The 21,247-nt window shown below is 52.4% G+C and carries 21 protein-coding genes; 8 read left to right on the top strand and 13 right to left on the bottom strand.

All coding sequences use genetic code 11. The features are described from left to right. Positions 1-118 precede the first annotated feature (118 nt). Genes EP25_RS0110200 through EP25_RS0110180 form a run of 5 tightly spaced genes read left to right on the top strand, consistent with a single transcriptional unit; the run spans position 119 to position 4,727 of the window. Positions 119-1,162, top strand: coding sequence for a tRNA (5-methylaminomethyl-2-thiouridylate)-methyltransferase (locus EP25_RS0110200; RefSeq protein ID WP_031433781.1), 1,044 nt, complete (start codon positions 119-121; stop codon positions 1,160-1,162). Further along, a complete protein-coding gene (locus EP25_RS0110195) occupies positions 1,159-1,383 on the top strand; it encodes a sulfurtransferase TusA family protein (RefSeq protein ID WP_031433780.1) in 225 nt (74 codons plus the stop codon). Before EP25_RS0110200 ends, EP25_RS0110195 begins: the two co-directional genes overlap by 4 nt. A gap of 1 nt (position 1,384) precedes the next feature. Further along, complete coding sequence (locus EP25_RS0110190; RefSeq protein ID WP_031433779.1) at positions 1,385-2,530, top strand: cation diffusion facilitator family transporter; 1,146 nt, start codon at positions 1,385-1,387, stop codon at positions 2,528-2,530. Positions 2,531-2,563: 33 nt separating this feature from the next. Next, positions 2,564-3,778 (top strand): bifunctional glutamate N-acetyltransferase/amino-acid acetyltransferase ArgJ, encoded by a 1,215-nt coding sequence (gene argJ, locus EP25_RS0110185; protein ID WP_031433778.1) that lies wholly within the window; start codon positions 2,564-2,566, stop codon positions 3,776-3,778. Beyond that, positions 3,759-4,727, top strand: coding sequence for a Nudix family hydrolase (locus tag EP25_RS0110180; protein ID WP_051906550.1), 969 nt, complete (start codon positions 3,759-3,761; stop codon positions 4,725-4,727). Before argJ ends, EP25_RS0110180 begins: the two co-directional genes overlap by 20 nt. On the opposite strand, the gene trxC is transcribed toward EP25_RS0110180, so the two are convergent. The 12 genes from trxC to EP25_RS0110120 form a co-directional block, all read right to left on the bottom strand. Continuing rightward, on the bottom strand, positions 4,724-5,155 hold the full coding sequence (gene trxC, locus EP25_RS0110175) for a thioredoxin TrxC (protein WP_031433776.1): 432 nt from the start codon (positions 5,153-5,155) through the stop codon (positions 4,724-4,726). The genes EP25_RS0110180 and trxC overlap by 4 nt on opposite strands. A gap of 24 nt (positions 5,156-5,179) precedes the next feature. Beyond that, positions 5,180-5,383 (bottom strand): DNA gyrase inhibitor YacG, encoded by a 204-nt coding sequence (gene yacG / locus EP25_RS0110170; RefSeq protein ID WP_031433775.1) that lies wholly within the window; start codon positions 5,381-5,383, stop codon positions 5,180-5,182. Further along, the gene (gene zapD / locus EP25_RS0110165; RefSeq protein WP_031433774.1) at positions 5,383-6,153 is read right to left on the bottom strand and encodes a cell division protein ZapD; all 771 of its coding nucleotides are present in this window, start codon (positions 6,151-6,153) and stop codon (positions 5,383-5,385) included. Before zapD ends, yacG begins: the two co-directional genes overlap by 1 nt. A 123-nt stretch (positions 6,154-6,276) precedes the next feature. Then, on the bottom strand, positions 6,277-6,867 hold the full coding sequence (coaE, locus tag EP25_RS0110160) for a dephospho-CoA kinase (RefSeq protein ID WP_031433773.1): 591 nt from the start codon (positions 6,865-6,867) through the stop codon (positions 6,277-6,279). A gap of 5 nt (positions 6,868-6,872) precedes the next feature. Continuing rightward, positions 6,873-7,748 carry a prepilin peptidase gene (locus EP25_RS0110155; protein ID WP_031433772.1) on the bottom strand — a complete coding sequence of 292 codons (876 nt, stop codon included), beginning with the start codon at positions 7,746-7,748 and terminating at the stop codon, positions 6,873-6,875. Between the two features lie 65 nt (positions 7,749-7,813). Next, positions 7,814-9,037, bottom strand: a complete 1,224-nt coding sequence (locus EP25_RS0110150) for a type II secretion system F family protein (RefSeq protein WP_031433771.1) — start codon at positions 9,035-9,037, stop codon at positions 7,814-7,816. Between the two features lie 2 nt (positions 9,038-9,039). Then, positions 9,040-10,752, bottom strand: a complete 1,713-nt coding sequence (gene pilB / locus EP25_RS0110145; protein ID WP_031433770.1) for a type IV-A pilus assembly ATPase PilB — start codon at positions 10,750-10,752, stop codon at positions 9,040-9,042. A gap of 119 nt (positions 10,753-10,871) precedes the next feature. After that, the gene (locus EP25_RS0110140; protein WP_031433769.1) at positions 10,872-11,666 is read right to left on the bottom strand and encodes a response regulator; all 795 of its coding nucleotides are present in this window, start codon (positions 11,664-11,666) and stop codon (positions 10,872-10,874) included. Then, entirely contained in the window at positions 11,659-13,110 is a 1,452-nt protein-coding gene (locus EP25_RS0110135) for an HDOD domain-containing protein (RefSeq protein WP_031433768.1), read from the bottom strand. The genes EP25_RS0110140 and EP25_RS0110135 overlap by 8 nt, the downstream gene beginning before the upstream one ends. Before the next feature lie 12 nt (positions 13,111-13,122). Then, complete coding sequence (locus EP25_RS0110130) at positions 13,123-15,930, bottom strand: valine--tRNA ligase (protein ID WP_031433767.1); 2,808 nt, start codon at positions 15,928-15,930, stop codon at positions 13,123-13,125. 105 nt (positions 15,931-16,035) lie between these two features. Continuing rightward, a complete protein-coding gene (locus EP25_RS0110125; RefSeq protein WP_031433766.1) occupies positions 16,036-16,473 on the bottom strand; it encodes a DNA polymerase III subunit chi in 438 nt (145 codons plus the stop codon). Further along, positions 16,466-17,953 (bottom strand): leucyl aminopeptidase, encoded by a 1,488-nt coding sequence (locus tag EP25_RS0110120; RefSeq protein ID WP_031433765.1) that lies wholly within the window; start codon positions 17,951-17,953, stop codon positions 16,466-16,468. Before EP25_RS0110120 ends, EP25_RS0110125 begins: the two co-directional genes overlap by 8 nt. Before the next feature lie 120 nt (positions 17,954-18,073). On the opposite strand from EP25_RS0110120, the gene lptF reads away from it, so the two are divergent. After that, on the top strand, positions 18,074-19,189 hold the full coding sequence (lptF, locus tag EP25_RS0110115) for an LPS export ABC transporter permease LptF (RefSeq protein WP_327036926.1): 1,116 nt from the start codon (positions 18,074-18,076) through the stop codon (positions 19,187-19,189). Next, positions 19,186-20,253 carry an LPS export ABC transporter permease LptG gene (lptG, locus tag EP25_RS0110110; RefSeq protein ID WP_031433763.1) on the top strand — a complete coding sequence of 356 codons (1,068 nt, stop codon included), beginning with the start codon at positions 19,186-19,188 and terminating at the stop codon, positions 20,251-20,253. The genes lptF and lptG overlap by 4 nt, the downstream gene beginning before the upstream one ends. A 52-nt stretch (positions 20,254-20,305) precedes the next feature. On the opposite strand, the gene EP25_RS0110105 is transcribed toward lptG, so the two are convergent. Continuing rightward, positions 20,306-20,698 carry a hypothetical protein gene (locus tag EP25_RS0110105; RefSeq protein WP_031433762.1) on the bottom strand — a complete coding sequence of 131 codons (393 nt, stop codon included), beginning with the start codon at positions 20,696-20,698 and terminating at the stop codon, positions 20,306-20,308. A gap of 176 nt (positions 20,699-20,874) precedes the next feature. Between EP25_RS0110105 and EP25_RS21910 the strand changes: the two genes are divergently transcribed. After that, a complete protein-coding gene (locus EP25_RS21910) occupies positions 20,875-21,234 on the top strand; it encodes a hypothetical protein (protein ID WP_036300433.1) in 360 nt (119 codons plus the stop codon). Positions 21,235-21,247 lie beyond the last annotated feature (13 nt).

Below are 21,247 nucleotides of genomic sequence, written 5' to 3'. Positions count from 1 at the left end.
TGTTAAGCCGCTTGAAGTTTAGTTAATAATGCGACAAGGTAAAGCCAGATGCATTGCAAATCAGTATAATAGTGCCATTTTTCTATAGGCTGTTTGCCGGTTTAGATTGTTAGAGATTATGAGTAAACAAAGAAAAGCGGTGGCGTTGATTTCCGGCGGGCTGGATTCGATGCTGGCGGCTAAAGCCGTGATGGAACAGGATGTACATGTCGAAGGTATCAATTTTTTCACGGGTTTTTGTGTCGAGGGTCATACGCATGCCATCAGACAAAAGGACAAAGCCAAGCCGAAACGCAACAATTCGTTGTGGGTCGCCGAGCAATTGGGGATCAAGCTGCATATCGTCGATATCATCGAAGAATATAAGGATGTGCTGATCAATCCCAAGCATGGTTATGGCGCCAACATGAATCCGTGCCTGGATTGCAAGATTTTCATGGTCAACAAGGCCAAGCAATGGATACAAGAAAACGGTTTCGATTTCATCATCACCGGGGAAGTGATGGGGCAAAGGCCGATGTCGCAACGCAAGGACACCATGCCGATCGTCGCGGCCGAATCGGGCGCCGACGATTTGTTATTACGGCCGTTGTGCGCCAAAAACCTGCCGCCCACGTTGCCGGAGCGGGAAGGCTGGGTAGACCGGGAAAAACTGTTCGATTTCAGCGGGCGCACGCGTAAGCCGCAGATGGCGCTGGCCAAACAATACGGGTTTGACGATTATGCCCAGCCGGCCGGTGGTTGTTGTTTCTTGACCGATGAAAAATATTCGAAAAAACTGGTCGACTTGTGGCAAGCGCGCGGAAGAAAGGATTATGATTTGGACGATGTCATGCTGTTGAAGGTCGGCCGGCATATTCGCCCGCAACAAAATTTTAAGGTTATCGTGGCTCGGGAGGACGGCGAGGCGCGTTTCATGCAAGGTTATAAAAAAGACTTTATCAATATGAATTGCGCCAGTCATCGCGGTCCGCTGGTATTGGTCGATGGTGCGCCGACGGAAGAGGATCTGCAGTTGGCGGGCAGGATCACCGCCCGTTATGGACAAGGCCGGGACGCCGACGTCGTCGGCATCGCTATCCGAGAGCCAGGCAAAGAGGAACGGGTTATCCAGGTCAAGCCTATTGCGGCGGACGAGATTCCACAGGAGTGGTTTGTATGAGCCAGGAAACCTTGAATGCAAGGCGCCTGTTGTGCCCCTTGCCGGTCATCCGCACCCAGGATAAGGTCAAGAGCTTGAAAAGTGGCGACCAGTTGACCGTCATTTGCACCGATCCGGGGGTGATGCAGGACATTCCCGCCTGGTGCCGGATCAACGGCCACCGGGTCGTCGAAACGCGAGCCGAGGACGGGGAATATATCATCGTTTTAGAGGTCGGTTGAGGTGGTCGCAAATCCTGGGGAAGATCAATTTGCCGGCATGAAGGCGCGTGTCACCTACGTCGCGGCGGCCGTCAACGTCTTCTTGACGCTGATCAAGGTCGTTTTCGGCATCTTAGGTCAATCCGCGGCATTGATCGCCGACGGAGTTCACTCGCTGTCCGACCTGTTGAGCGATTTGTTCGTCATCGTGGCGATCAAGATGGGCAGCCGCGAGGCCGATTATGAACACCCCTACGGCCATCGTCGTTTCGAGACGATGGCGACGGTATTGTTGGGGCTCGGTTTGGTCGTGATCGCCGGCGGCATCGCCTGGGATGTTTCGGAACGCATCCTGCATCCGGAAACCTTGATGATACCGAACCGCGACACCATGGCCATCGCAGTGATTTCGATCTTGGCCAATGAGTGGCTGTACCAATATACCAAACGTGTCGGGAAAAAAACCCGTTCTAAATTGTTGTTGGCCAATGCCTGGCACCATCGCAGCGACGCCATCTCGTCGATAGTCGTGTTGTTCGGTATCGGCGCGGTTCTGCTGGGCTACCCCTTCGCCGATGCCGTGGCGGCGATAATCGTTTCGTTGATGATCGCCAAAATCGGTTTGAAACTGGTGTTGGAGAGCATCAACGAATTGGTCGATACCTCGTTGCCTGAGCCGTTAGTCAAGGAAATCAGACGTGCGATCAAGACGACCGATGGCGTAAACGGCATCCATTTGTTGCGTACCCGTCAGATGGGTGAAGATGCTTATGTCGATGCCCATATCGTCGTGGATCCGCGCATTACGGTCTCGGAAGGCCATCTGATCGGCGATATCGTGCGGGATAAATTGAAAAATGAATTCGACGATGTTGTCGATGTGTTGGTACACGTCGATCCCGAAGACGATGAATTCAAGGTCGTCGACGACCTGCCGCTGACGCGAAAGGAAATCGAGACCCAACTGGAAGAATATCTGGGCGAACTAAGCGAATACATCGATGAATTCAGAATTCATTATTTGGACGGTCTGCTCGAATTGGAGGTGATGTTGCCGCCGGTTTTATTCGGCCAGCAGCAATTGATCGAGCAGATCAAGCAGCATTGCGCCTTGCTGGAAAAAAAGGTCGACCAGATCGCCAAGGTTTATGTTTTTTTCAAAGCCTGACTATTCAGGGGATAAATAGGAATAGGAAGTGAAATGGCAGTAGGAAATTGTGATTTTCCGCAAATGCATCCAGTCGAGGGCATTAAGCTGGGAACCTGTAACGCCGGCATCAAACAGGTCGAGCGCGATGATATATTGGTGATCGAAATGGTGGAAGGCGGCCGTTGCGCCGCGGTATTCACCCAGAATGCCTTTTGTGCGGCGCCGGTCCATGTGGCCAGGGAGCACCTGGGGCGTAACCCGCGCTGGTTGTTGGTGAATTCCGGCAATGCCAATGCCGGCACCGGCGAACGTGGCATGCAGGATGCCCGGCAGAGCTGCCAAAGCCTAGCTGAAATTGCCGGCGGTGAGGCGGACCAGGTGTTGCCTTTTTCCACCGGGGTGATTGGCGAGCATTTGCCTATCGAGAAGTTTGTGGCAGCTTTGCCGAAAGCGGTCGGTAACCTGAAGCTCGACGGATGGAAAGAGGCGGCGCGGGCCATCATGACCACCGATACCTTTCCCAAAGGCGCCTCCATGGTTATCGAACTGGACGGCGAACCGGTTACGATCACCGGTATTTCCAAAGGGGCCGGCATGATTCAGCCCAATATGGCGACCATGCTGGGCTTCATCGCGACCGACGCGAAAATCGCCCAACCGTTGTTGCACCGATGCCTGGCGCAGGCGGTGGAGCAGTCGTTCAACCGTATTACCGTCGACGGCGACACCTCGACCAACGATGCCTGTGTGCTGTTGGCCAGCGCGACGTCTTCCGCACCGGAAATCGAGCCGGACAGCGATCATTATCAAGTTTTTTCGGCCGCCGTGCTGGCTGTTTGCAAGCAGCTGGCCGAAGCCATCGTCAGGGATGGCGAAGGCGCGACCAAATTAATCCGCATCGTCGTCGAACAGGCCGCCGACGATGCCGAGGCGGTGAGGGTCGGTAAAACCATCGCTCATTCGCCCTTGGTTAAGACGGCCTTTTTCGCCAGCGACCCGAATTGGGGGCGGATTCTCGCCGCAGTCGGCCGGGCCGGAGTGGAAAACATGCTGTTGGAACGGGTCGAAATTTACTTGAACGATGTCTGTATCGTCGAACACGGCGGCCGCGCGCCATCTTATACCGAAGCGGCGGGGCAGGCGGCGATGCGCCAGGAAGAGATTACCGTACGGGTGCTGCTGGCGCGGGGAGAGGCAAGCCAGGAAGTGCTGACCTGCGACTTTTCTTATGACTATGTCAGGATTAATGCCGAATATCGTACCTGATCGCCAAACGCGGAACGATCCGCCCTTGCATGTCGCCGTCGGCGTGATTGTCGACGATGTCGGGCGGATTTTAATCGCGAAAAGGCCCGACCATCTCCACCTGGGCGGATTGTGGGAGTTTCCCGGCGGCAAGGTCGAAGCCGGCGAGTCGGTGAATGAGGCTTTGCGGCGCGAGTTGGCCGAGGAATTGGGCATTCGCACAAGTCATGCCGAACCGTTGATCAAGATCGGGCACCGTTATCCCGACCGTAGCGTCTTGCTCGATGTTTGGCGCATCGATGATTTTGCCGGCCTCGCTGTAGGCCTGGAAGGGCAGGAGGTCAGGTGGGTCGAACCTGCAGAACTCAAGGACTACGATTTTCCGGCCGCGAATCGACCGATCGTCAATGCGGCCGTCTTGCCATGCTTTTACGGGATTTTGGAAGGCAGCGATCAGACGCAAGTGCTGGACAATTTACGCTTAATGCTCGAGCGCGGTGTCAGACTGATACAACTGCGCCTGAAAGCCTATGAAACGGCCGTCACGGAACCATTATTGCAACGCATTGCGGCCGAATGTCGGGATTTTCGCGTCCAACTGCTGCTCAACTCGGCTTTGTCATGTAATTCAGGCGGCGTCGCTCAAGGCATTCATCTGACCAGCCTGGACTTAATGCGATGCAATCAACGACCGCCTGGATATCGATGGGTTGCGGCCTCCTGTCATAATTTGCAGGAGTTGCGACAGGCCGAGAAGATCGCTGTCGACTTCATCGTGCTGGCACCGGTGCGGAAGACCCGCAGTCACCCTTCAACCGAACCGCTAGGGTGGCGGCAATTCGCCGAGTTGACCGAGCAAGCAAAACTTCCGGTCTTCGCCCTGGGGGGGGTGCAACTGGCCGATCTTGAACGGGCGCGACTGGCGGGGGCGCAAGGCATCGCCGGAATCAGTACCTTTCAGGCTGGTTAAATGGTCGATTCGACCCAGCGGACAATTTCCGCGCCGCCCATCGCGCCCGATTGACGGGCAATTTCACGGCCGTTCTGGAAAACGATCAGCGTCGGAATGCTGCGAATGCCGTAACGGGCGGCGATCGTTTGTTCCTGTTCGGTATTCAGTTTGGTCAGGCGCAAGCGAGGTTCCAGTTGCGCTGCGGCTTGGGCGAAGGCGGGAGCCATCATTTTGCAAGGACCGCACCACGGCGCCCAGAAATCGACCAGCACCGGAATATCGTTGCGAGAGATATGACGGTCGAAATTTTGTCCATTCAATTCGAGGGGATGGGCGGTGAATAGGGCTTGCTTGCATTTGCCGCACTTGGCCGCATGCCGTATTCGTTCGGCATCAACGCGGTTAATTGTGTCGCAGTGTGGGCAGACGATATGAATGGGCTCCATGGTTATAATTTCCGGCAATTATTGTCAATGGAAAAAGCTATCCGGTTCGTCTTCGTTCGGAATGTAAGCCGGTTCACCTGGAATCTTTTTCTCTTCCGTCGCCCATTCTCCCAAATCAATCAATTTACAGCGTTCACTGCAAAACGGTCTGAATGGTTCTTGCTCATTCCAGGTGATTGTTTTCTGGCAGGTCGGGCATTTTACGGTTAACGGTTTATTCGTGTTCATCAGAACATGCAACGGGTCAAGGCAAAAGGAACGTCTTCGGATAGTTGGGTTGGGCGACTCTCATCGCTCGACGGTTTCATGAAGCGTATCGTAAAACGGTGCTTGCCGCCGCTGATTTCGGCAAAACAGGGAAGGTCGGCATCCACCAGTACCCGCAATAATTGCACGGGATGGGTGGTATCCAGGCTCATCTGAAAAAAGCCCGCTTTCGCCAGTTCCTGGGTAGGGTTGCAGCTTTGCCGGATGAAGTTCAGAATGAGGTCGATGGCTGTGCGAATATTCAGAAACGGTTGGGTCCAGCGTTTAAGGTCTTTCTCTTGTTCGTCGGTATCCTGTTCGAGCCAATAATGAAAAGCGGGCAGATCGAACGAACAACTGCCTCCCGGTATGGAATTACGCTGGGATATGCTCTGGAAAAGGTCGCTTTCCATGACGTTGATACCGATTTTGCCGCTGGCCTGATAAAGGTTCTTGCTGACTGTAGTGAGTTGGGCGAGTATTTGTTGTAATTTTTCGGTATCGACGCCTTGACTGTGGGAAACTTGATTCAACACTTTGATGTGCCGGTCCAATTCTTTTAACAGCTCCGATTTTAGGTCATTGCGGCTGAATATCATCAGGATGTCGAGTAAAACCGATATGGCAGCCCGTTTATCATAAATGGTGGGGCCGGAAATAAAATGATTGAGTTGTAGGAACAGCTGTTCCAATCGCATGAAGACGCGAATCCGTTCATTGAGCGGAAATTCGTAGATGGTCTGTGTATTCAAAGCCGGCTTTGCCCTAACAGTTAGCAATACAAATTGAATATTTCCACGGTTGTTTCACCTCATTGGTAAATGATGCCCATTCCGTTCAACGAAAAGGAGGCAGCATTCAAAAAATTTCGATGACTATGACCGCTTTAAGTATAAATTGTGAAGCTTTTTGACCTGTTCTGCAAGTTGGGCAGCTGGTTTTGAATTGTCGATGACGTCATCGGCGCAAGACAGTCTTTCTTCTCGAGAGGCTTGGCTGGCGATAATCGAGCGAATTTGTTCGTTGGGCAAGCCGTCACGATTCTTTACCCGCTCGATCTGAGTTTCTACCGGACAATCGATCACCAGTACCCGGTCTACAAGGGATGTCATCTTGGTTTCCAGTAACAGGGGAACGCTGAGGATACAGTAAGGACTGTCCAATTTTTCTATTTCTTCTTCAATCCTCCGGTAAATCAAAGGATGAAGTAGCTGCTCCAAACGTTTTTTTTGCGCCGGCTCGGAAAAGACCAGTTTTCTCAATTCGGCCCTGTTTAGGCGGCCATCCGCGTTGAGAAATCGTTCCCCGAAAGTCTGCGCCAATTGTATCAGGGCAGGTTGGCCCGGTTCCACGATTTGATGGGCGATAAGATCGGCATCGATGACCGGAATGCCGAGTTTCTGGAATAATTTGGAGACCGTTGATTTACCGCTGCCGATGCCGCCGGTCAATCCGATTCTAAGCATAAGGCTTATAGGCCAACCGTATGTAAATAAAGGCGATTGATGTCCTCGCCCCAAAGCATTGCTAGCCAACCGGCCGCAGCTAGGTAAGGCCCGAATGGTATTGGGGTGTTACGGTCGTGTTTGACCAGAATAACCATGGCGATGCCGATGACCGCGCCCACCAGCGACGATAACAGGATAATCAGCGGCAAATATTGCCAACCTAGCCAGGCGCCGAATAACGCCAATAATTTAAAGTCGCCGAAGCCCATGCCTTCTTTTCCGGTGACAAGTTTAAACAACTGATAAACCGTCCATAAACTTAGATAACCGGCGATAGCGCCGATGATGCTGGAGGCGCTGTCGGTATATACGGAAAACAGGCTCAAAAACAAACCCAGCCACAACATCGGTAAGATTATACTGTCTGGCAACAATTGTTGGTCGATATCGATAAAACTGGCCGCGATCAGGGACCAGGTTAGCAATAAGCCGAATAGCATGGCAACGCTAAAACCGAAATGCCAAGCAACCAGTGCCGAGCAAAAGCCGGTAAATGCCTCGATCAAAGGGTAGCGTATAGAAATAGGGTAGCCGCATTGAGCGCATTTGCCGCCTAGAAACAGATAACTTAAAACCGGAATGTTTTGATAAGGTTTAATTTCAGTTTGGCAATGCGGACAATGTGAAGCAGGTACCATCAGGTTGAATGGTTCGCTTTCTCCCGCTTCGGTTTCCAGTTCCAAGTATTCGCGGCATTCCTTGCGCCAATCGCGGTTCATCATGACCGGCAGGCGGAAGATTACGACATTGAGGAAACTGCCGACCATCAGGCCGAGAATAAACACACAAGAAATAAGCAACGTAGGCGATTGTTGCAGGGCATCTAATAATAATTGCATAGTAATAAGAAAAAAATAATGCCCCGACGATTCGTGGGGCACAAGGGGGAAATATCCGTATGGTTTTAGCCGATGGCGGCACCGAGTTTGAAGATAGGCAAATACATCGCGACAATAAGGCCGCCGACCAATATACCCAAGACTACCATGATCAGTGGTTCCATCAGGCTACTTAGATTATCGACCAGGTTGTCGACTTCTTCTTCGTAAAAATCGGCCACTTTATCGAGCATCGCGTCGATCGAGCCCGATTCCTCGCCGATCGCGACCATTTGTATCACCATGTGAGGAAATAAATCGGCCTGGGTCATGGAAAACTGCAGTTGTTGGCCAGTGGAGACGTCTTCGCGCATTTTCATGACGGCATCATGATAAATGATGTTGCCGGTCGCGCCGGCCACCGACTCCAGGGCATCCACCAGGGGCACGCCGGCCGCAGACATGGTTGCCAGCGTGCGGGCAAAACGGGCCACGGCCGATTTATCGAGAATCATGCCGACCACGGGGATACGCAGCAGCGTGCGGTCGAGAAAATGATTGAAGGCGCGCGAGCGCTTCCTGAAATACACAAAAACATAGGCCGCGATGCCGATAGCGCCGAACACCGCCCACCACCATTCCTGGGCCCATTCCGACAAGCCGATGACGAATTTGGTGAAAGAAGGCAGGTCGGCGCCAAAGCTTTTAAACAGGTCTTCGAATACCGGCACGACAAAAATCAATAAAATGGCGGTGACAATAAAGGCCACGACCAGAACGGCGATCGGATAGGTCAGCGCTTTCTTGATTTTTTTCTTGATCGATTCGGTTTTTTCCTTATAGGTGGCGATCTTATCCAGCAGGGTTTCCAGTACACCGGCCTGCTCGCCCGCTTCTACCAGGTTGCAAAACAAATCGTCGAAATACAGGCTTTTTCGGCGCAATGCCTGGGCCAGAGAGTCGCCGCCCTCGATATCGGCTTTAATTGACAACAACATTTCCGCCATGCTGGCGTTGTCATGACCCTTGCCGATAATCTCGAAGGATTGCACCAGCGGCACACCGGCTTCCAACATGGTCGCCAATTGTCGGGCGAAGACGGCGATGTCGGCGGAGGTGATGGATTTCTTCCGGGAGCCAAATAGCGGTTTGGGTTTGGGTTTGATTTTGACGACACGAACCCCGACGCGGCGAAGGTCCGCCCTGGCAACCGTTTCGCTTTTTGCGCTGATTTCGCCCTTGGTTCTCTTTCCCTGCTTGTCTACGCCTTCCCAAATAAAATCGATTTGCTCTTCTTTCTTTTCTGCCATGTTTATTCCTTAGTTACCCGGTCGATTTCTTCCAGGGTGGTGATGCCTTGCTTGACTTTCAGCAGGCCGGAGGCTCTCAAATCGTTGATACCTTCGCTTTTGGCCAGTTCAGCCATTTCCATCGCATTGCCGCCTCTCAGAATCAAGGCCCGCATTTGTTCACTGATCGGTAATACCTGATAAATCCCCACCCGACCTTTGTAACCGCCATTGCAGTGTTCGCAACCGACATGTGTATAGATTTGCATATCGGGAATCTCTTCTTTCTTGAATCCAGCATCCAGATAGACTTTTTCCGGATAGTCGGCCGGTTGTTTGCAGTGTTCGCATAAACGCCGGGCCAGCCGTTGTGCCATGATCAGATTAACCGCGGAGACGATGTTGAAGGGCTCGATTCCCATCTGCATCAAGCGGTTGATGGTTTGCGGAGCGTCGTTGGTATGTAATGTCGATAATACCAGGTGACCGGTTTGCGCAGCCTTGACGGCGATGCTGGCGGTTTCCAAGTCACGAATCTCCCCGACCATGATGATGTCTGGATCTTGCCGTAAAAAGGCCTTGAGCGCCTCGGCGAAGGTTAGGCCGGCTTTCGGGTTGACGTTGACCTGGTTAATGCCTTCCACGGTGATTTCCACCGGATCCTCGGCGGTGGAAATATTGCGTTCCATACTATTAAGAATGTTTAGCCCGGTATAAAGCGAAACCGTTTTACCACTACCGGTTGGGCCGGTGACCAGTACCATGCCGTAAGGTCGGTGAATGGCCTGGAGAAAGAGTTTCTGTTGTTCCGGTTCGAATCCCAGCTTCTCGATGCCGATCTGCGCGCTGGTCGGGTCGAGAATCCGCAATACGACCTTTTCGCCGAACAGCGTAGGGCACGTGTTGACCCGGAAATCGATCGCGCGGTGCTTGGATAATTGCATTTTGATCCGACCGTCTTGGGGCACCCGGCGTTCGGCGATGTCCATTCTGGACATGACCTTGATGCGGGAAATAATCCGGTTGGCGATGTTGGCGGGGGGGCTGGCAGCTTCGTAAAGAATGCCGTCGCCGCGGAAACGGATGCGGAATTTTTTCTCGAAAGGTTCTAAATGAATATCGGAAACGCCCTTTTTGATTGAGTCCAACAGGATTTTGTTGACAAAACGGACGATCGGCGCATCGTCGACATCGGAGGTCGATTCCTCCTTGGGCATTTCATCTTCGCCTGCTGAGATATCGATATTATCCAAGTCTTCGTCAAGCAAGTCCGACATCGAGGTGTCGGCAGCTTCAAGCGCCGTATCGATGGCCTTGCCCAGTTTATTTTCCTCGACCAGGATATTTTCGATATTTAGGCGGGTATGGAATTTTATTTCGTCCAGGGCCTGAAAATTGGTAGGATCCGAGGTAGCGATAAACAGTCGGTTGCCGCGTTTGAACAAGGGAAGGGCATGATGTTGCCGGATCAGCTTTTCCTCGACCAGTTTGATGGGGATAACGCTGAAATCCAGGGAATCCAGGTCGAAAAAAGGCACGCCGAATTCGACCGAGGCAAGGGAAGCGATGGTTGTGCTGTCGACATGATTATTATTGACCAAGTAACTGATTAACGGAATTTTTTGCTTTTTGGCCTCCTTAATCGCTTCCTGAGCGGTTTCTTCGCTGAGCACACCTTCTCTGATCAGGCATTTGGTCAATCCGCTGAATTGTAAATCACTGGCTACTGTCGACATGAAACGGAGTGTTCAAATTTGTTTACGTAAAGAAAAATATAGATGAAATAGGTATTTTGTCCACTACCCAACTCGCTGAGAATTGGCAGTTTGTGGATTTTGTCAAGAAAGCGCAACACTCAATTGAGCAGTTGCATGATGATATTTTTGATTGACGCCGGTTCGAAAGGTTTATCCAAAAGAGCGGACACTCCGGCTTTTTCCACTGCGGCCAGGCGGCCCTGATTTTGTTCGCTGGTGATCATCAGAATCGGTATCGATCGTCCGCTCGGTTGATGGCGAATATGTTGAGTCAATTGCAGACCGTCCATTTCCGGCATATTGAGATCGGTGACGATTAAATCGAAGTACTGGCTTTGTAGTATATTGACCGCTTGCCTGCCGTTTTCCGCAATGGTGATCAATTCAATACCCAAGTCATTCAGAATGCGACTGATGAATTGCTGTGATAAATGGCTGTCGTCAACCACCAAGACATTCAGGTCTTCGATATCGAAATGATCCAGCCTGACCTTGCGTGGATTGAGGTAGTCTAGTGTGGCGGAAAGGACAATATCCAGTTCCTGGGAAGTAAAAGGTTTGGGTAGAATGCCAATAGCTCCGGCTTGCCTGATGGGCTCAAGATAGCGGATATTGGTTTCGCTGGAGACCAACAAAAAAGCCATTTCATAGGATGAGTCGTGTTCACGAATGGCGTGAACCAATTCCACCCCGGTCATATCGGGCAGGTACATGGCGCTGATAATCAGATCGGGAGGGTTGTTTGCCAACATCGCAAGGGTGTCTTGCCCCGTTGTCTGGGTCAAGATGTCGACGATGCCGAAGTCGGTCAAATGATGTTTGATGATGAGCTGCTGGGTATGGGAAGGCTCTACCAGTATAACCTTGAGATGAATGAGTTCTTGATTAATCATGGTTTGCAAGGCTTCTCATGCGATAAAGGGCCAAGCCTATATTGGCTTGCTTGGCAAAGTGTTTGCAAGCATTAAATTCATCCTGGCTCAAGGGTTTATGTTGAATTGCGCGATCGCAATAGATCACGCCGATGATTTTTCGTTCGGTTTGCAAGGGCATGGCGAAGCATTCATTTGCGCCGATAAACCGGTTAATCTGTGAATCGAACAAATTATAGTGCATTCGAGGCTTGGCCCAGAGGCTTTTTCCGCTTTTGATGCAATGAAACATCAGATTCGTGTCCTGGTGGTGGTCGGCAATAATTATCTTGTCGTCGCTGCCGGGAGATTTTGACCAACCGAAGGAGGATTTTTCATGCAAAGTTTTTTTATCGGCGCTCAACAACAGAAACAGCGTCCTGTCCATGCCGACCCCGCGATGAATGCCTTCCAGTACCATTTCGAACAAAATGTTCAGGTTGATGGGGCCGCTGATGTGGTTGCTGATTTCCTGAAGAATGTCTATCTGTAGCTGTCTGGGGTCGGCTGTTGCCTCCGGATCTTTTTCCTTGGGCGGAGATTCCTCGGCATGGCCGGCAATGTATTTAGAGGCGTCGTGGGCGCCGAACTGGATGGCGATTTTGACCGCTTTATGAGTGTTTTGTTTTATACGGTCAGTTAACTGAGTTTCTTCGAGTCCGGTCAGGCGATGCAGTTCGCCAAGGCATTCTTGTAATGCAGTCTGGGGAGGTTTGCTTTTGGTCGCTTGACAAATCTGATGGCCTAAATTTACAAGCGCAACCCTGGGGTTGTTGGTTCGAGGCATGTTGATAGCTTGTTCGGTCAAGCCGCCCAGGTTCCAGGCATGGCTAAGTTGTTTGCTCAAGCGTCGCAGTGTGAAGCCCAAGACCTTTTTTTCGGCCTCGTTCGCCGTGTATTGGCCGGTGCTTAATAGTTCATTGATTCGTTTACCGTGTTGATGGTCGAAACACCAGAACGCGATATTGCCGATATTATGCAGTAGCGTGGCGATAAAGATTTCTTCCGGCGAGGGATCGTTGGTCATGACGGCAAGCTCCTTGGCTTGCACGGCGGCGTGGATGGCATCGCCGATTTCCCGGTTGGCATGTTCTTTGTTGTCCGGGGACAGGATAGATTCGAAAAATGCGCACGCCAGCGTTAATTCGCGGATGGTATTGGCGCCGAGAATGACGATGGCGCGCGAGATGGTGTTGATTTTTTGCCGGGACGGGTTGTAGTAGCTGCTGTTGCTCAGCTTCAGCAGTTTTGCCGTTAAATTGGGGTCTTGCAGAATGATGGAAGCCAGTTCCATGGCGCCCTTGTGCTTATCATCCAGCGTGGCATAGATGCTATTGGCGGTATGGGAAAAAATCGGCATTTCCCGCTCGGTCAGATAGCGGGTCCATTCGTCTAGTGAATTCGGAGTTTGCCTTGACGGTCCCATACCTCCATTCCTTTAAAGCGCCTTGATTTTTTGCAGCTGTTCGTTGAGATTGCCCAACGAGGATTGCAAGTTCGCCAATTTCTCCCTTTCCTTGGCGATGACCGCAGCGGGGGCCTTATCGATGAAGTTGGCGTTGTTCAGCTTGCCCTCAATGCGCGGCAGTTCCTTCTCGATTTTCTGGATTTCCTTGGTCAACCGGCTTAATTCGGCCTCCTTATCGATCAATCCGGCCATCGGAATCAGGATCTTCATGTCGCCGACCAGGGCGATGGCCGATTCCGGGGTCGCATCGTTTACGCCCAGCAACTCGATCGTTTCCAGTCGCCCCAGCTTCAGCAGATAGGTGCGGTTATCTTGCAACAAGGCTTGGTCGCCGGCCGAGTAGTTTTGCAGCAGCACGTTCAACGGCTTGCCGGGGGCGATGTTCATTTCGCCGCGAATACGGCGGATGCCGAGGATGAAGGCCATGATCCAGTCGGTAGCGGCGATGGCCTGCTCGTCGATTTGCGTATTGTCGGCCTCGGGGTAGGGTTGCAACATGATGGTTTCGCCGCTAATGCCCGCCAAGGGCGCGACCCGTTGCCAGATTTCCTCGGTGATGAAAGGAATCAGCGGATGAGCCACCCGCAGGATGTGCTCCAGTACCTGCAACAAGGTTTTACGGGTGCCGCGTTGCAGGGCCGGATCGTCCGATTGCAGCGAGATCTTGGACAGTTCCAGATACCAGTCGCAGTATTCGTTCCAGACGAATTCATAAATGGTTTGCGCGGCCAGATCGAAACGGTAGTTTTCGATCGCGTCGCGGGTCTGGGCGATGACCTGGTTCAGACGGGAAACGATCCAGCGATCGGCTTGGGAGAGCTCGCAGGCTTCGCCGGACAGGCCGTTATCCTGGCCTTCCGTGTTCATCAGAACGTAGCGGGCCGCGTTCCACAATTTATTGCAGAAATTGCGGTAACCCTCGGTCCTGGCCAGATCGAAACGGATGTCGCGGCCGGTCGAGGCCATCGAGGCGAACGTGAAGCGCAGCGCGTCGGTGCCGAAAGACGGAATGCCGTCGGGAAAATGCTTGCGCGTCGCCTGTTCGATTTTTTTTGCCAGATGGGGCTGCATCATGCCGGCGGTACGCTTGGCGACCAGCGATTCCAGGTCGATGCCGTCGATCAGATCGATGGGGTCGAGCACGTTGCCTTTGGTCTTGGACATCTTCTGCCCCTCGGCGTCGCGCACTAGGCCGTGGATGTAGACTTCGCGGAACGGCACCTGGCCTTGAAACTTCAGGCCCATCATGATCATCCTGGCGACCCAGAAGAAAATGATGTCGAAACCGGTGACCAATACGCTGGTCGGATAGTGTTTGGCCAGTTCCGGGGTCTGCTCGGGCCAGCCCAGCGTGGAAAAAGGCCACAAGGCCGAGGAAAACCAGGTATCTAGCACATCCTCGTCCTGCCTGAGAGGATAATCGGCCGCCAGCTGGTGCTGCTCGCGGATCTCCTGCTCGGAATGGCCGACATAGATATTGTCCTCGTCGTCATACCAGGCCGGAATACGATGTCCCCACCAAATTTGCCGCGAAATGCACCAGTCCTGGATATTGCGCATCCATTCGAAATAGGTGTTTTTCCAGTTGTCGGGAACGAACTTGATGTCGCCCTTTTCCACCGCTTCGATGGCCGGCTTGGCCAACGGTTCGATCTTGACGTACCATTGGTCGGTCAGCAGCGGTTCGATGACCGTGCCGGTGCGGTCGCCGCGGGGCACCATCAGTTTATGGTCTTCGATTTTTTCCAGCAGACCCTGCGCTTCCAGGTCGGCGACGATTTGCTTGCGCGCCTGGAAGCGGTCCAGGCCGATGTAGTCGTCGGGGATGACGGAGAAGCCGTCGTCGTTGGCTCGCACGGTGGCATCGGCGGTGAAGATATTGATCAGACCGCCATGGGGCAGGTCGGCGATCGCCGACATGTCGCGATGACGGGTCCAGACCTCGTAATCGTTGAAATCATGCGCCGGCGTGATCTTGACGCAGCCGGTGCCGAATTCCGGATCCACATAGTCGTCGGCGATGATCGGAATGCGGCGGCCGGTCAGCGGCAGCTCGACGAATTCGCCCAGCAGATGTTTGTAACGCTCGTCTTCCGGATGAATCGCGACGGCGGCATCGCCGAGCATGGTTTCGGGACGGGTCGTGGCGACGATCAGATGGCCCTTGCCGTTGGCCAGCGGATAACGCATATGCCACATCGACCCGTTTTCTTCTTCCGACAGCACTTCCAGGTCGGAGACCGCGGTATGCAGCACCGGGTCCCAGTTAACCAGGCGTTTGCCGCGGTAGATCAGGCCTTCCTCGTACAGTTTGATGAACACTTCGCGCACCGCCTTGGACATGCCTTCATCCATCGTGAAGCGTTCCTTGTCCCAGTCCAGCGAGGACCCCATGCGGCGCAATTGACGGGTGATGGTGCCGCCTGACTGTTCCTTCCATTCCCAGACTTTTTCGATGAACGCATCGCGGCCGTAATCGTGGCGGGTCTTGCCTTCGGCGTTGACCAGTCTTTCCACGACCATTTGCGTGGCGATGCCGGCGTGGTCGGTGCCGGGTTGCCACAAGGTGCTATGGCCCTTCATGCGGTGGTAACGGGTCAAGGCGTCCATGATCGTATCCTGAAATGCATGCCCCATGTGCAGACTGCCGGTGACATTGGGCGGCGGGATCATTATGCAGTAGGATTCGCCCTTCTGTTTCGCCGCAAAATAGCCTTTTTCTTCCCAGGTTTGATACCAGCGTTGTTCGATTGAATGGGGTGAGTAGGTTTTTTCCATGGATGTCTGCTGTGTTCTCTTGATGACTAAAAAAATTATTTTAACCGTAAAACAAGGTTTTCTCGTATCTGGCGGTCTTGGATTTATCCGCAGAAGCGGACGCCATCAGCCTTTTTGCATATTGTGCGTGGTAATGTCCAGGCCTTCTTGCCGATAATGGCGATAGCGGTTACGTCCGGCTTGCTTGGTTTCCTCGCTGTTGTCCAGTATTTCCAGGATGCGTTCGCACTGATCGAGTTGAGTCGGGGTGGTCGAGGACAAATTGACGACCACCTTCCGCCAGCGTTCGGGAATGCCGTCGTGGCCGATCAGGATGGTTTGCGGAAAAGCCGGCTCTTCGTCTCTATAGACTTGGTGCGGGACGAAGCTGCCGGGCCTGAAGGTCCACAATAAATCATCCACTTGCCGGCTTTGCCGCTCCGAATCGGTCAGGACGAAGCAGCTATGGCCGCTGCGATAGACTTTCTCGATCAGTTTGCAGGCGAACGCCTGCCGCTCCTGCTGCGATTGGCTCGGCAGGACATAAAACGTGGCCTCAGGCATGTGCCCGGTTGAGTAAATACTGCGTCAGCAACGGCACCGGCCGCCCCGTCGCGCCTTTGTTCTGGCCGGTGCGCCAGGCAGTGCCGGCGATATCGAGGTGGGCCCAGCGATAATCTTCGGTGAAGCGCGACAGGAAGCAGGCGGCCGTGATCGTGCCCGCATCGGGGCCGCCGATATTGGCCAGGTCGGCAAAATTGGACTTGAGCTGTTCCTGATATTCTTCCCACAGCGGCAGCCGCCACACGCTGTCGCAGGCTATTTCGCTGGCCTTGTTCAAGTCTTCGCAAAGAGCATCATCGTTGCCCAGCAGGCCGCTGGGAACCCGGCCCAGCGAGACGATGCAGGCGCCGGTCAGGGTGGCCATGTCGATAACGACTTCCGGGTCGAATTTTTTTGCATAAGTCAGCGTGTCGCAGAGGATCAGGCGGCCCTCGGCGTCGGTGTTCAAGACCTCGATGGTCTTGCCGGCCATACTGGTCAAGATGTCGCCAGGCTTGTTAGCGTTGCCGTCCGGCAGGTTTTCCGAGGACGGAATCAGGCCGATGACATTTAATGGCAGATTCATTTGAGCGACGGCTTGCAATACGCCGAGGACCGTGGCGCCGCCGCACATGTCGTATTTCATTTCGTCCATGCCGGCGCCCGGTTTCAGCGATATGCCGCCGGCGTCGAAAGTCAGGCCCTTGCCGACCAAAACGATGGGTTTGTGTTGCTCGTCGCCGCCCCGGTAATTCAACGTAATCAGTTTCGCCGGCTGGCGGCTGCCGCGCGAAACGGCCAGGAAAGCGCCCATGCCCAGCGCTTCCAGATGACTCTCTTCGAGTATCTCGCATTCCAACCGCTCGAATTTTTCCGCCAGTTCACCGGCTTGTTCGGCGAGATAGGACGGCGTGCAGATATTGCCGGGCAGGTCGGCCAGACGTTTAGTCAGTTCCATCGCCTGGGCGATGGCCAGGCCTTGTGTGAGTCCGGTTTCAATGGCGGTCTGCGATTCGCTTCCGGCAAGTATTTTGACCTCGTTCAACTGGACTTTGTTTTCATCACAATTTTTGGTGTGACTGTACTGGTAAATCCCGTCGTTGAAGACCTCAATGGTTTGCCGGGTTTTCCACGCTAGGTCGGCATCTTCTACGTCGATGTCGTGCAGGGAACTGGTGACGGACGTCAGTTTGCTTTCTCTGACCGTCTTGATGGCGGCAGTCAATGCCTTGCGATAGAGCTTGCGCGTGACCTTGCCCTTTTCGCCCATGCCCACCAACAGGACGCGTTCGATCGGGCACTCCGGCAAGTAATTGAGCAACAGGGTTTCGCCGTTTTTTCCCTGGATATCGCCGCGCTTGATGACTTTACCGATGATTCCCCGGGTTTGGGCGTCGAGCGTTAAGGCGGTGTTGCCGAACTGCTGATTCTGGTAGATGCCGGCAATCAGGCAACGACTTTCAAGTTTGTCGAGAGGATGCGTTTCTATAGAATAGTCCATAAGGGTCATCTGTTAGCTGTCATTAATTGGGATCGTCAAATTGCATAATACAGTAAACTATGTCTTTGAATTATACATTAGAATGAGGGGGAAAGTTGATTGAACGCAGGGGCGAGTAACGTGGGCGGAAGGAATTCGTTTCGCCTGGTATCGGTGTTGGATAGGATGATCTTCATGGATTTGTTGAAAACGGTGATGGCGGTGTTGTCCGTGATCGTCATTATTATCGTTAGCCGCAAGTTCATCAGGGTCTTGGGGAAAGCCATCGAAGGCAGTATTTCCAATGAGACCGTGCTGAGTATTCTGGGATTGAAAATGGTCGTCGCGAGTGCTGCTTTTTTGCCGGCGTCGATATTTATGGCGATTTTGATGGTGTTGGGGCGGATGTACCGGGATCAGGAAATGGCCGCGATTGCTTCCGCCGGTGGTGGGGCTGCCGCAATTTATCGCGCGGTATTTTTGTTGGTGTTGCCGTTGTCGCTGGTGGCGTCGGCGTTGTCGCTGGTGGCGTCCCCCTGGGCCGAGGCGCGTATGCAGATCATGACGGCCGAAGACGAGAGTTCGGCGGACATACGCGGTATTTCGGCCGGGCGCTTTACCGAATCCAGTAGCGGGGAGCTGGTGTTTTATGTCGAGGATATCGATTTCGGTGGCCGCATGAACAATGTCTTTGTGCAAAATCGCGAACATGGCCGGCTCGGTATCATTAATGCCAAGCATGGGCGACTGGAATATCGTCCTGGAGGATTGTATTTGATTTTAGAGCAGGGCGAGCGGATTCAGGGGGTTCCGGGACAGAAAGATTTCGTCATCGAGAATTTCGTCGAATACGGCGTGCGGATCGAAAAGAAAAGCCGCGCCGTGACATTGCATCGTGAAGCGATCAGTACCGAGGAACTGTGGAAATCGGACAAACCGTACGATATAGCCGAAATTCAAAAGCGTTTGTCGATACCGCTGGGCGTGCTTTTTTTAAGTTTTCTGGCCGTGCCGTTGGCTAAATTATCTCCCCGTGGCGGCGTCTATGGTAGCTTGCTGGTCGCCTTTGGAATTTATTTTGTTTACGGTAATTTGATCAGGGTTAACCACAGTTGGGTGGTGAAGGAGACATTGCCGGCCGACGTTGGCTATTTCTGGATATATCTGTTATTGCTGATTTTGGGCGGAGGGTTGTTGATCCGACTGTATGGTTGGCGATGGATTCAATTGAAATTGAGCGGGAAGGCCCAGGCATGAATGTTTTAACCGGTTACATCATCAAGGAAGTCGTCAAGGGTTCCTTGGTCACCGTGCTGCTGTTGTTGACTTTATTCAATTTGTTTACGTTCAGTGACGAGTTGAAGGACTTGGGCAAAGGAAGTTACGGCCTGAAGGAAATCCTGATGTATTTGGCCTTGACCTCGCCGCGTGTCTTTTATGAACTGATTCCTTCGGCGGCTTTATTGGGAAGTTTGTTCGTGGTGGGGTCCATGGCAAACAATCGGGAAATCATCGCGATGCGTTCCATTGGCCTGTCGGTTTTTTGGGTCATTCGTTCGATTATGCTGGCTGGGTTGGTCCTGGTGGTTATTTCGTTGGTGGTCGGTGAATTTGTAGCGCCAGCCGCCGAGCGAACCGCGCAACTAATCAGAACCACGGCGCAAAATCAAAAAGTCGTCATGCATTCGCGCTATGGCATGTGGCTGCGGGAAGGGAATGACTTTATCAATGTGCGGCAGATTCATGACGACGGTTATTTGGGTGATATCAGTATTTATCATCTGGGAGATGAAGGACGCCTTGATGTAATGAAGCATGCCGAGACGGCGCGCTATCTGGGGCAGCGGCAATGGCGTCTGGAGAATATCCGTTGGTCGGAAGTCGCCTCCAGGCAGGTTTTCGCGGATACGCTCGCCGAGCAAAATTGGAATACGTCGATTGACCCGGATTTGTTGAGTATCGTCGTGGTCAACCCCGATAATTTATCGTTATACGACTTGTTTATGTATATCGACTTTTTAAAGGAAAATAATCAGAAATCCCAGTCGTTCGAGCTGGCCTTCTGGAGTCGTTTGGTCAATCCGTTTGTTACCTTTGTCATGCTGATGGTGTCGGCGCCATTCGTCATTGGAATCAGGCGTGGAATAGGGACTGGCGGGAGGATGATGATTGGCATTATCATCGGCATGACTTTCAATATTTTCGACAAAATTGCCGGCCACCTGGGGCTGGTTTATGGTTTTAATCCGATGTTGATGGCAATACTGCCCAGCCTAGTGGTGTTTTGCGCGGCGTTGTTCGCGGTCAGCAAGGTGCGTTAATGAGGATGCTTACTGGTGTATGAGAATACACCAGTAAAATCGGGTTTTGCTGTTACATTTTGCTTAAGAAGTAATACAGATAGGTGCATTTTAGCGTCATGTTTTTGTCGGTCAGCTCGATAACGCTACAATTATCGTATTTTTCCCGGCCGGGAGACGTCTGTTTTTTAATTTTTCCGTCTTCGACGACGTATTTGAGGTTAATCGACATCATGCCGGTGCGGCCGCTGACCACGTCTTTTCCCGATGAAACGAGTGTGCCGTTATCCTTGAATTCCCATACCGAATCTTGGGCTCTTTTTTCCTTATGCAGGGCGGCAGCGGCCGCGTCGACATGCCATTTGCCGAGAATCTTGGAATTGTCTTCCAGTTTGATGGTTTCGGCATTAACCTGGAACGCGAAAAATACGGCGGCTAGAGATAAGTATTTTGTAGTTTTTTTCATTTTTGTAACACCCTTCTGATAGCGTAATGGTGAAATTGGATTATAGCATGGGTTTTACCGGCTATTTTAGCTAGCGGAAAATAGTCGGTAGAAAGCCTTTCATTGATAGGGTTTTCAATGGTAGAGTGGAATTTCACTAAATAATAATAACGTAAGGTGAATAGAAGGTGAATATTATGAATTCTAGAATAATCAGCTTGATCGCTTTGTTGTCTTTTCCTTGTTTTGCCTTGGCGACTAATGTCGATGAATGGGTTTATAAGGAAGTCACCGGCAGCCTGAAGTCAAGCCCGGGATGTGTGGCGAAAGAAAAAGCGATAGAAAAAGTGAAGAAAAAACCCGATTCGTATAAGGGGTATAGCCGCTTTCAAAAATATTCAAGGATATTGTGCGAAGAGGAAGGCTATGGCTGGGCCCTGGATTCGGTGGTTGACGAAGGCGAGGTGGTGTGCGAGGAATGTGGCGGCGATTATGCCGGCAAGTATCGTTGCCATGTCAAGGATGTTGTATTGAGATGTAAGCAAGTCGTCAGATAAGGCGAATTATCGA

Origin of the sequence: Methylomarinum vadi (genome assembly GCF_000733935.1) — a bacterium.
GTDB classification, from domain to species: Bacteria; Pseudomonadota; Gammaproteobacteria; order Methylococcales; family Methylomonadaceae; genus Methylomarinum; species Methylomarinum vadi.
This window is presented reverse-complemented; position numbering and strand designations above follow the sequence as displayed.